The organism is Chryseobacterium pyrolae (assembly GCF_025153485.1).
Lineage (GTDB): Bacteria > Bacteroidota > Bacteroidia > Flavobacteriales > Weeksellaceae > Chryseobacterium > Chryseobacterium antibioticum.
Map to the genome: position 1 here is coordinate 148,176 of NZ_JANZQH010000001.1, position 12,643 is coordinate 160,818.

Genomic DNA, 12,643 nt, shown 5'->3' on the forward strand with positions numbered 1-12,643 from the left:
ACATAAACTTCCAAAATAGTACCTGGATAAAATCAGTGCCGTATTAATTGGATGCAATGCCTAAAATACGATCCAAAAAAACATTTTGTATTAGCCTCGCTCTAGATAGAATTTGTGTGATATCAGCCTAAAGTGAAATGGTATAATCGGATCAATAAGTGCTATTTGTTTTCAGTTTTGTCCATTTTCTTGAAGCTTTCCAGCCAGTACCTTTGTACTATAAAATTTAAAACAATTGGTTATGTTAAACAATGTAAATCTAGAAGCATTAGGGAATTATGTAGAAGTAATTACCAACAAACCTACTGAAGCAATTGCAGCATTAGGTGTTACGGCAACCTGGAAAGGTGGTGTGAATACTGAAATTACCACTCACAGTAAAAAAATAGGAAGCGTTTCCGTTGAAAAGCAATTCAAATATAATATTGGAGAGCCCGCGGAACTTTTAGGAGACAATCTTAATCCTAATCCTCAGGATTATATTCTTGGCGGTTTAGCCGGATGTATGATGGTTGGTTTTGTTGTAGGAGCGACCAGCAAAGGAATAAAGCTTGACAGCGTTAATCTGACCATTGTAGGAAATCTTGATCTACGAGGGTTTTTAGAAGTTGATCCGAGTGCGACTGTGGGATTTGAAGAACTTGAATTTAATTTTGAGGTTACAGGAAGTGGTACTGAGGATGATTATGCTGCTATTGCTGAACATGTCCGTAAAATATCTCCCGGATACAGAACAATTGCAGAGCCTGTTAAGATTAGTGTCAATAAAAGCTTGAAAGCTATTGTCTAATTAATCTCAGAATAACAGTGATGCTTTTGAAAGATGTATTGCTGTTGTTCTCAATTTAAAAATATCAAAAAATGAATTTAGCTAACAAAATTGAATCTGATCAATTAACAATGATCAATTTTCACGCCTCCTGGTGTGGCCCATGCATAGCTATGAAGCCCCATCTTGATGAAGCCATTGCAAATTATGGTGAAGCGATACATTATGAACGGGTTGATATCGATCAAAACCCGGGTTTAGCACAAATATTCGAGATTAGAGGAGTGCCTACTACGATGCTGTTTAAAAAAGGGAATATGAAATGGAGGCATTCCGGGGTGCTTTCATCTCAGCAACTTACAGAAATCGTCAATGAGAACCTCTAAAACCTTTAAATAAAAATACAATGAAAATACAGGTATGGTCGGACATTATGTGTCCTTTTTGCTACATCGCAAAGAAAAACTTTGAGCAAGCTTTAGCAGATTCTTCATTTAAAGATGAAGTACAAGTTGAGTGGAAAAGTTTCCAGTTGGACCCTTCATTAAAAGAAAACTCTGGAAATATAAGTATCAGCGAGTATATGATAAATCGTAAAGGTTTTTCTAAAACCCAGCTTGATCAGTTTCTGAATCAATTAAAGGATATGGGAAAAAATGCTGGTGTTACTTTTAATTATGATACCGTAATTGCTGCTGATACTTTTCCTGCACATAAGTTATTGCACCTTGCGAAAGAAGATGGTAAAGCTGATGCGATGGAAGAAGCCTTGTTTGAAGCTCATTTTGTCAACGGAAAAAATATTGCAGATGTTGAATTCTTGGTTTCCCTTGCAGGGCAGTTGGGCTTAGATAAGGAAAAAGCCAGAAAAGTATTATCGGAAGATGAGTATGATTATGAGGTGAAGCAGGATATCATGGAAGCGCAAAATCTGGGAATAACAGGTGTTCCTTATTATATTCATGATGGTAAATATGCCGTTTCGGGAGCACAGCCTGTTGAGCTTTTTGCAAAGGCTCTTGCACAGACTTACCAAGAAAGGATTGTTCAATTGTCTCAAGAATCTGATGACAATATGTGCGGAATTGATGGATGTAGCATATAATCAAAAAAGTAATTAAATATTAACAATAAAAAATTTAATAAAATGTCAAAATTAGTAGAAACTACCTATGAAGGTAAATATAGTTCAAGTACACAAACAGCGTCAAACGCTGATCCAATCAAAGTAGATTTGAAATTTGGTCCTATTGACCTGCTTATGGGTTCGTATGCAAGTTGTATGCTAGCTACGGTTGATTTTTATGCTAGAAAAAAAGACTTTGAAGTAAGCGGTTCAAGAAGTGAGCTATCTTATGAAATGTCTGCAGAAGGTGGGCAAGTGGGAAGAATCAATATTAAATTGTTCTTTGATAAAGAATATACTCCAGAGCAAAAGGAATGGATGGAAACATCAGCAAAGGATTTATGTCACGTTGGAAACAGCCTTAATCCTGCCATTGTGAAAAACTATGAATTTAATTACGGAGCTTAATCAGAGGTAAGCTTTCATCAAGATTAATTTAAAACTATTTCCAGGTCGGAAATAAAATGACAAAATATAAAAGATATAAAAATGGAACAAGCATTAATTGTGGGTGGTTCAACCGGAATAGGTAAGGCTACAGCAGAATTACTAATTGCAAAAGGAGTTGAAGTAGCCCTTGTAGGAAGAAGCCGTGATAGCTTAAATAAAGCTAAAGAAGAATTGGAGGCAAAAGGAGGTAAAGTTAAAATTTATTCAGTGGATTTATCCGATATGGAATCTGTAGATACTTTTAACAGTACCCTTAAACAGGAACTCCCAAATTTGAAGTATTTGGTCAATAGTGCAGGACATTATACGCCAATTTCATTCTTAGATCATACAGAGAAAGATTACGACAGTTACCAGACATATACAAAAGCTTTCTTCTTTATTACACAAGCTGCAGCTAAAATAATGAAAGAAAACAACGGCGGTTCAGTAGTCAATATTGGAGCAGCACTGATGCATCATGCAATAAAAGCAGGACCTGCATCATCTTACATGGTGGGGAAAGCTGGATTAGTTGCACTTACTAAGCAATTAGCCATTGAGTTAGCTGAGTTCAATATCAGAGTTAATTCTGTAAACCCAGGGTTTGTAGTTACTCCAATCTTCAAGACCTTTATGCCGGAAGATAAAATTGCTGAAAACCTTTCTGCATTTGATGTATACCATCCGTTAGGTGGTGTAGGTCAACCTGAGGATGTTGCAAAAACAATAGACTTTTTACTTTCTGATCAAACAAGCTGGGTAACAGGTGCTACCTGGACGGTGGATGGCGGATTATTAGCCGGTCAAAACTAAATAATTTCAATTTAACTATCATAATTTTGGTTAAAAGGTGGGTTTGCTTTCAAAGCATATCCGCCTTTGATTTTAAGGTATTTCTGATAAATAAAATTGTTTTCAGAAATTAATTTGTAGGTATCAAAAGCTAATTTCTTTTGTGAAAGCACCATCTGTATGAGTCTATTGATAACTATTTTTAGCAACATCTTGTGTGCTATTTACTAGATTAGATTGTTCTTTTTTTGCCTTTTCTTTTGTATTTGACAGATGGATTTTTATTGAGTTTTATTATATTATTTTCATTAAATTTGACAGTTTGGATAATTCTGATCATTAAAATATTGATGATAGTTATCAATTAGTGATTCTTGAAACTGCTTTTTGTGATTAACATAGTTTCAGACCGTCAGTTACAGATCTTTCAAGATCTGTAAGCAAAATTTTAGAAAATTTCCATTTTAATCATAATAGATTTTAATTGTTTATGAAGCCGAAATGATTAAGAAAACCAGATAATATACTAACCAAAACCTAATTAAATTGAGAGCTATACTTTTATATATATTGCTTTTATTGTCTTTAATTTCTTTTTCAAGTTGCAGCAATACTAAAAGTCCTGAAAAAATGAGAATAGGTTTTTCTCAGGGTTTGGGCAATCATCCCTGGAGAGATGCAATGAATCATTCCATGCAAATCCAGGCATCTTTACATCCCAACATAGATCTTACGGTTATGAAAGCAGATAAATCTGTCAAGAAACAGATTGCTGATATTCAGAAAATGATTGATGGAAAAGCTGATATCATAATTATCTCTCCAATTGATTCCCAATCACTTGTTCCGATTGTTGAAAAAGCTTATGCCAAAGGTATTCCTGTTATTTTACTGGATAGAAAGATAGCCTCTGAAAAATATACCACCTATATCGGCGCTGATAACATTGAAATTGGTAGATCAGCAGCAAAATATATTTTATCTGACTCTAAGTCCAGCAAAGAAATTTTGGAAATACAAGGCGATGATAACTCTTCTCCCTCAGTAGAAAGAAGCAAAGGATTTCAGGAAGTCATCAAAAAACAACCTGACGCACATCTGTTGATGAGCTTTAAAGGATTTCCCGCAGAAAAATTTAAAAATACCTTACAGTCCATTGGCCAAAAGAAATTATATGTATTTGCTTTTAATGATGAATTGGCCTCGCAAGCCTGGTCGGTAGCACGTAGTATGGGACTGGAAAACAATATTACATTCATTGGTGTGGACGGGCTCAATATCAAGGATGGCGGAATCCAAATGGTAATGGATGGAAAGCTAAGTGCTACACTTTTATATCCCTCCGGTGGCGCAGAAGCCATCGAAACAGCCATTAAAATACATCAGGGGAGTACTGTTCCTAAGAGAATAGTACTTGGTACAACGATCATTGATCAGTTCAATGCCGAAATTATGAAGAATCAGTTTGATCGCATATTGGAACAACAAGGGACTATAGAACATCAAGTGGAGGCTATTGAGAAGACGACCAATCTATATTCATCACAAAATATACTTTTACAATGGTCCATTGTTTTGCTTACGACACTACTGTGTTCTGTAGCATATTGCATCTATCTGATCTATGCCGTGAAATTCAAGAATAAAGAACTTACCTTGAATAATGAAAAAATTACCATTCAACGCAATCAGATTGAACATATCGTTGATGAACTAAAGGAGAGCAATGAGGCCCGGGTTAATTTTTTTACAGGTATTTCTCATGAATTCAAAACACCTATAACCTTGATCCTGAGTTCTGTAGATTCTCTAAAAGAAAATGATCAATCCAAAGCAAAAAAATCAGGATATGAGCTGGAACTGATCCATAAAAATTCTAACCGATTACTCCGATTGATTGATAATCTGTTAGATTTTAGAAAAGTGGAAAGTAAGACCTTTAATCTCCGTGTTTCGCAGACCAATATATATGATTTTTCATATTCCGTATACCGTGATTTTGAGAATGAAGCAAAAAAGCGGAATATTAAATTTGATATTCAATCCAACAACAAAAATCAGGATATTTTTATAGATCGTAATCTTATGGACAAGGTCTATTTCAATCTACTGTCCAATGCTTTTAAATTTACGCCTGATAATGGTAAAATTGGAATTAATATTGTTGAAAAAGGCAATCAAGTGATCATTCACTTCAAAGATAACGGAATAGGAATCCCCAAGGATGAATTGCATCATGTGTTCCAGCCTTACTTTAAAGGTTCCAACAATCGTAAGAACAGTTCCGGTATAGGGTTACATCTTTCCAAAGAATTGGTAGAATTACATCTCGGAAAAATTGAAGTCACGTCTTTACAAGGTACAGAGTTTGTAATTACCTTATTTAAGGGGAACAAGCACTTTAATGAAGATCAGCTCATCCGTGAACCTGATTTGATAGATGCGTCGTTATTGGAACAGGAACCCTACTACATGAGTTTAGAACCTGAACTCACCGAAAATATGAACACCGATGAATTGCGTTACACCTTGTTATTAATTGAGGATAATAGAGATTTGTCACAGTTCTTGAAAAGTAAATTACAAAAGGAATTTGATGTTTTATTGTCAGATGGGACAGATGCTATTGAAAAGGCTTTAACTATAGTTCCTGATATTATCATTTGTGATGTTAATCTGCCTGATAAAAATGGGTTTGAAATCTGTGAAATTCTTAAAAAAGATCTCAGGACTTCTCATATTCCGACCATTATTTTGACTGCCATGGATAACAAAGAATCTTACTTACAGGGATTAAAATCCGGTGTTGATTTGTATCTGACAAAACCCTTCAACTATCCGATTCTGATGCAGTCCTTAAAATCATTATTGTTTAATAGAGAAAAACTAAGATATTATTACACCAATAATATCAACCAAGTATCCAATGGTACAAAACCTTTTGGTGATCTGGAGCAGCAATTTGTAAGTAATCTCAACACATATATTAGTGAAAATCTTGATAATGCTACATTTTCAGTTGAAAATCTTGCAGAATCTATGCATGTTTCCAGAGTACAGCTCTATCGTAAAGTAAAGGCAATATTCAATGAAAATGTCAGTGATTACATCAATAACTTCCGTTTGGAACAATCCAAGATCATGCTTCTGGGTACTAAACTTACGATATCTGAAATAGCATATAAAAACGGATTCTCTTCACCCAATTATTTTTCTACAGTCTTCAAAAATAAATATGGCACTTCGCCGAATACTTTTAGGAAGTCATCAACTGAAGATTAGGTGGATAAAGTAATACAGTAAGCCGCAAGCATGTAACATTTTCGCACAAGTATGTAACATTTTTATAATTTCAATTGTATTCAAATAATATTTGGTCTTGTAACTAATTGATTATTAGTGAATTTATATTCAGTTCATATTTGATTAACATTTTCGAAGTATTTTGAATCAATACTAAATCACAGGATCACATTCTCAAAATATTTTAGGACAAAACAAATATTGTCTTAAAATGAATAAAATTACAATTTGGTCGATCACGGCAGCTCTTGCAGGATTTCTCTTTGGATTTGATGTGGTCGTGATCTCTGGAGCCGATAAAAAGCTTCAACTGTTATGGCAGAGTTCAGACGCTTTTCATGGAGCAGTAGTAATGGGAATGGCATTATGGGGTACTGTGGTTGGGGCCATCTTCGGAGGAATTCCAACAAATACATTCGGTAGAAAAAATACGCTTTTTGTTATTGGAATTCTCTATGCGATTTCAGCCCTGGGGACCGCATTATCAAATGATCCTTATACTTTTGCTTTTTTCAGGTTTATGGGAGGTCTGGGTGTTGGGGCTTCCACTGTTGCAGCACCTACCTATATCTCTGAAATAGCCCCTGCAAAAGATCGTGGAAGGCTGGTGTCTCTATATCAGTTCAATATTGTGCTGGGAATCTTAGTGGCATTTTTATCTAATTATCTGATCAGTGGAATTGGTGACAATGACTGGAGATGGATGCTGGGAATACAGACCATACCTGCTATTATCTATACACTTTTTGTCCTCACCATACCGAGAAGTCCGAGATGGCTGATTTCTAAGTTTAGAATTGATGAGGCAAAAAGTGTACTGAAGACCATCAGCCCTGATGAAGATCCGGAGATTCTTATTTCTCAGATTCAAAACAGCAATGCAGAAACTCCCAAGGAAAATATTTTCATGAGAAAGTATCGGTTTCCACTTATTCTGGCTTTTCTGGTAGCCTTTTTCAATCAAATGTCAGGGATCAATGCATTTCTATATTATGCACCAAGGATTTTCGGTGAAGCGGGTCTGGGAGAAAAAACAGCATTACTGAGCAGTATAGGTATCGGAATAACAAATATGATCTTCACGCTTTTAGGAGTTTCACTAATTGATAAGGTTGGCCGCAGAACATTAATGTACATTGGTTCGATAGGTTACATCATCTCTTTAGGACTGGTCACGCTTGCTTTCTATTTACATTGGTCAGGCATAAGTATTCCTATATTTCTATTTCTTTTCATTGCGGCTCATGCCATTGGACAGGGAACTGTGATCTGGGTTTTCATTTCAGAAGTATTTCCTAATCATCTTCGAGCCTCAGGACAGGCATTTGGAAGCTCGACACACTGGGTTCTAGCTGCTGTTATCCCTTCATTCGTTCCGATGCTGTTCTCCACAATCGGGCCTGGTAGTGTATTCCTCGTCTTTACTATCGCGATGGTTTTCCAGCTGCTGTTTGTCATTCTTATGATGCCGGAAACGAAAGGGATTTCTTTAGAAAAATTAAGCCAAAAATTAACGAAATAAATATATGAAAATGGTAAAATATACTATTTTAACAATAGCAGCTGCATTGATGTATACCTGTAAAGGACAGGCTGTGAATGCCCAATCTAAGGAAGATCAACGGTATAGGCCCAATTATCATTTTACCCCAAAAAGCGGATGGATGAATGATCCGAATGGTATGTTTTACCTGAATGGAACCTACCACTTATTTTTCCAGCATTATCCTGATAGTAATAAGTGGGGACCGATGCATTGGGGGCATGCAACCAGCAAAGATCTGATAAGATGGGAAGAGCAACCCATTGCCTTATTTCCTGATCAATTGGGATATATATTTTCAGGAAGTGCAGTGGTTGACACCAATAATACTTCAGGTCTGGGAGATGGCAAAAATGTTCCTATTGTGGCTATTTTCACTTATCATGATATAGCCAAAGAAAAGGCCAATCAGGTTGATGTAGAAAGCCAGGGAATAGCTTATTCATTGGATAAAGGAAAAACATGGGTTAAATACAGCAACAATCCTGTCCTCAGGAATCCAGGTATACGAGATTTTCGTGACCCTAAAGTTTTTTGGGATCAACAAAGCCAGCAATGGATTATGACTTTAGCTGCACAGGACAGAGCTCATTTTTATGGCTCTAAAAATTTAAAAGACTGGTCACTTTTATCAGAATTTGGAAAAGAGATTGGTGCTCATGGCGGTGTCTGGGAATGCCCGGACCTATTTCCTGTGAAAATCAAAGGAACAAATGAGCAAAAGTGGGCTTTGATCATCAGTATTAATCCAGGAGGTCCCAACGGAGGTTCGGTCGCTCAGTATTTTATTGGTGATTTTGATGGAAAAACCTTTACAATGGATCCGCATTTTACGCAGCAGTTAGCACGTGAAAAAGCGGTTTGGCTCGATTGGGGAAAAGATAATTATGCTCCTGTTACCTGGGATAATGCCCCAGAAGGTAAAAGGTTGATGATTGGCTGGATGTCCAATTGGGATTATGCACAGGATGTTCCTACCGAAAAATGGAGAAGTGCAACTACCATTGCCAGAGAAATAACTTTGACCAAAAATGAAGAAGGTTACAAATTAAGAAGTATGCCGGTTTCGCAGCTTTCTAAGTATCGGGGTAAAAGTATCAGCAAGAATAAAGTTCTGGCTAAAGAAATGCTTTTGGTTAAAAAGGATGAATTAAATCTTGCCCAATCTGCTATGACGATTAATCTTAAAGATCTCAAAGAAGATACGTACACATTTACAGCAAGCAATGCTCTGGGAGAAAAGATATCCTTTGGAATCAATAATAAAGATCACTATTTGTTTATTGACCGCCAAAATTCCGGAAAAACGAATTTTGGAAACAATTTCAGTACTAAGATTTCAAAAGCTCAATTATCAAAAAGCTATTCCGAAGTATCTTTTAACATATTACTGGATAAAACTTCACTGGAAATTTTCTTTAATAATGGGGAAGAGGTGATGACGGAGATTTTCTTTCCTACCAAACCTTACACGGCATTATCAGTTTCTTCCGATGCCCGGGGTACTTCTGTTTCTATGGAAGGGCATCAACTCAATATCAAGTAAAAAACTAACCGCAATGAAAAAATACAAAATAGCGATTGCATTTTGTTTGTTGCCATTTTCTTTTGCTTTTGCACAGGAAGTGGTAAAGGGCAAAGTCCTTTCAACCGATAAGAAACCCTTAAAAGGAGTACATGTTGTCGTTTCTGAAACAGGAACCACGACCACCACAGATGTAAATGGGGAATTTCAGCTGAATGAAACAGAGAAAGGGAACACCTTGATTTTCAGCCTTCCTGAATATAGTGATTATGAATTTAAAATTGATGGTACAACCCCTCAGCTTAATATCGTTCTCGCGCCAAGGCAAGAAAAAAAGATTGAAGAAGTCATTGTAACAGGGTATACCCGTCAGCGTAAAGCTGATATCACAGGAGCAGTCTCGGTTGTTGACATGAAAGACCTAAACAAACAAACCGAACCCAATCCCATTAAATCAATGCAGGGAAGGATTGCAGGGGTTAACATTACCTCAGATGGTTCGCCTTCCGGAGGAAATACCAAAGTATTGATCCGGGGTGTGGGAACCCTCAACAATACAGATCCATTGTATGTGATCGATGGAGTTCCTACAAAAGCAGGGATGCAGGAACTTAATCCTAATGATATAGAGTCCATGCAGGTTCTCAAAGATGCCTCGTCGGCTAGTATATATGGTTCACGTTCTGCAAATGGAGTAATTATTATCACAACCAAGAAAGGTAAAAAGGGTAAAATGAGAATTGACTTGAATTATTATACCGCCTTTTCTCAGTATGCAAAGAAAACAGAAGTCCTGGATGCCCAACAGTTTGGTCAGGTATTATGGCAAGCCAATATCAATGATGGTATCGATCCAAACTCTAATAACCTCAGCTATCATTTTGACTGGGGCATGCAGAATGGATCAGCGACCTTAAATCAGATCAATATTCCTGAGTATCTGGATGCTGCCAAGACAATTAAATCTGCCAATACCAATTGGTATGATGAAATTTCCAGAACAGGCCAGGCTAGCTCTCTGGATCTGGCAGTATCCAGTAGTTCTGATAAAGGTTCCTACTTCTTTTCCATGGCCTATTATAACAATGAAGGAATTGTAAAGCTGACAGATTTTAAAAGGATCTCTTCACGTATCAATACTTCTTACAATTTCTTCGATGGAAAGTTAAAGATCGGGGAAAATTTTACCATCAATAAAACAAATGAAATAACTGATCCGGGAGTATTGGATCCGGCATTGAGAGCGTTACCCATAATTCCGGTGCATACTGTTGATGGAATCGGATGGGGTGGGCCTGTCGGCGGGATGAATGACCGACAGAATCCGATGAGATTGCTGGAATATAATAAAGACAATGGATATAAAAACCTGCGTCTTTTTGGAAATATCTATGCAGAACTCCAACCTGTTAAAAACCTGAGCCTTAAATCCAGCTTCGGTATAGATTATTCTAATTATTATAAACGCAATTTACAGCGTAGTTATGTCTCGGGTTACCTTCAGAATGATAAAAATGCGGTCAATATTGATCAGTCTACCAATGAAAAATGGACCTGGTCCAATACTGCTCAATATACCGCTAAAGCAGGCAATCATAATTTCGATATTCTAGGTGGTACGGAAATGTATCAGGAAACTTATGACAACACATGGTTGAGAAAAGAAGGATTTCTCATTGAAGATCCTGATTATATGTATCCCGGTGCAGGAACAGGCCAAGCTTATAATGGTGGCACTTCTACCCGGTACGGCCTGCTTTCCTATTTTGGTAAATTTACGTATGATTATGACCAAAAATATTTATTTTCTGCAACAATACGATACGATGGGTCTTCCAGATTTGGGAAAAATAATCGTTTCGGAACTTTTCCTGCGTTCTCGGCAGGATGGAAAATCAGTAAAGAAGAATTCTTTAAAAGCACTTTTCCTTTTTTCTCTGATTTAAAGTTCAGAGCCGGCTGGGGACAAACAGGTAACCAGGAGATCAGTAACGAAGCGATCTATGCTTTATATCTGGCAAGTTATGCGGGAGACAATCCTACATGGAATACTTCTTTTGGGACAGCCTATGATATTTCCGGAGCTGGTAGCGGTCTGCTTAATTCAGGATTTATTGCCATTCAAAGCAAAAATGATGATCTGAAATGGGAAACCACCACGCAGACCAATCTGGGTGTTGATTTTGGTTTTTTTGGACAAAAACTTACCGGTAGTATTGATATTTATAAAAAAGTTACCGATGATATCCTGGTGTTGCCTCCCTATCTAGCCATTATTGGAGAAGGAGGTAACCGATGGGTTAATGGTGCTTCTATGGAAAATAAAGGGATTGAATTTTCCTTAGCCTATCAGAACTCCACCGGTTTTGGGCTGAAGTACGAAGTTTCAGGGAATATTTCGATGAACAGGAATAAAATTACTCAACTTCCTGAAGAAGTTAAGAATAATTATGGTGGAAATGGAACCACGGATAATATTTTAGGAAGACCGATCAATTCGATGTATGGATATGTTGCAGACGGACTTTTCCGTGACCAGGGTGAGTTGGATAATTCTGCAGTACAACCCGGGAAAGGATTAGGGAGAATACGTTATGCTGATCTTAACGGTGACGGGATCATCAATGATCAGGACAGAACATGGATAGGGAATCCAAATCCAGGATTTACCTACGGTTTAAATATCAATTTAAGTTTCAAAAATTTTGATGTTTCAACGTTTTGGCAAGGTGTAGGAGATGTAGATGTAATCAATACGAAGAAATACCAGACTGATTTTTGGAGTGTAGATGACGTTGGATCCAATAAAGGAACCAGACTATTGAATGCCTGGTCACCTCAAAACCCTGATTCAACCATTCCGGCACTTACGACAGTAGATAAAAATGCAGAATCGAGATTCTCAAGCTATTATGTGGAAAATGGGAGCTATCTGAAGCTTAGGGTATTACAAATTGGATATTCATTACCAAAATCGGTAACAGATAGCTACAGTATTACCAATTTCAGGCTCTATGCAAGTGTACAGAATCTTTGGACTATAAAATCCAAAAGCTTTACCGGAGTTGATCCTGAGACACCGAATTTCGGGTATCCGCTTCCCATTACCTTTAATTTTGGTGTAAACATCTCCTTATAACCTTTAATATCATT

At 36.9% G+C, this 12,643-nt stretch carries 9 protein-coding genes; all 9 read left to right on the forward strand.

The window, feature by feature from the left end:
- The first annotated feature begins 241 nt into the window (after positions 1–241).
- The gene (locus NZD88_RS00715) at positions 242–790 is read left to right on the forward strand and encodes an OsmC family protein (protein WP_259826647.1); all 549 of its coding nucleotides are present in this window, start codon (positions 242–244) and stop codon (positions 788–790) included.
- A 71-nt stretch (positions 791–861) separates the two neighbouring features.
- Entirely contained in the window at positions 862–1,155 is a 294-nt protein-coding gene (locus tag NZD88_RS00720; protein WP_259826649.1) for a thioredoxin family protein, read from the forward strand.
- Between the two features lie 20 nt (positions 1,156–1,175).
- The gene (locus NZD88_RS00725; RefSeq protein ID WP_259826651.1) at positions 1,176–1,874 is read left to right on the forward strand and encodes a DsbA family oxidoreductase; all 699 of its coding nucleotides are present in this window, start codon (positions 1,176–1,178) and stop codon (positions 1,872–1,874) included.
- A 42-nt stretch (positions 1,875–1,916) separates the two neighbouring features.
- The gene (locus NZD88_RS00730) at positions 1,917–2,303 is read left to right on the forward strand and encodes an OsmC family protein (protein ID WP_259826652.1); all 387 of its coding nucleotides are present in this window, start codon (positions 1,917–1,919) and stop codon (positions 2,301–2,303) included.
- An 81-nt stretch (positions 2,304–2,384) separates the two neighbouring features.
- Positions 2,385–3,140: an SDR family NAD(P)-dependent oxidoreductase gene (locus tag NZD88_RS00735; RefSeq protein WP_259826653.1), complete on the forward strand. Its 756-nt coding sequence runs from the start codon at positions 2,385–2,387 to the stop codon at positions 3,138–3,140.
- Between the two features lie 609 nt (positions 3,141–3,749).
- Entirely contained in the window at positions 3,750–6,401 is a 2,652-nt protein-coding gene (locus NZD88_RS00740; RefSeq protein WP_259826654.1) for a substrate-binding domain-containing protein, read from the forward strand.
- Positions 6,402–6,633: 232 nt separating this feature from the next.
- Positions 6,634–7,944 carry a sugar porter family MFS transporter gene (locus NZD88_RS00745; protein ID WP_423738650.1) on the forward strand — a complete coding sequence of 437 codons (1,311 nt, stop codon included), beginning with the start codon at positions 6,634–6,636 and terminating at the stop codon, positions 7,942–7,944.
- Between the two features lie 4 nt (positions 7,945–7,948).
- Positions 7,949–9,511 carry a glycoside hydrolase family 32 protein gene (locus tag NZD88_RS00750; RefSeq protein WP_259826657.1) on the forward strand — a complete coding sequence of 521 codons (1,563 nt, stop codon included), beginning with the start codon at positions 7,949–7,951 and terminating at the stop codon, positions 9,509–9,511.
- A 13-nt stretch (positions 9,512–9,524) separates the two neighbouring features.
- Positions 9,525–12,629, forward strand: coding sequence for a SusC/RagA family TonB-linked outer membrane protein (locus NZD88_RS00755; protein ID WP_259826659.1), 3,105 nt, complete (start codon positions 9,525–9,527; stop codon positions 12,627–12,629).
- Positions 12,630–12,643 lie beyond the last annotated feature (14 nt).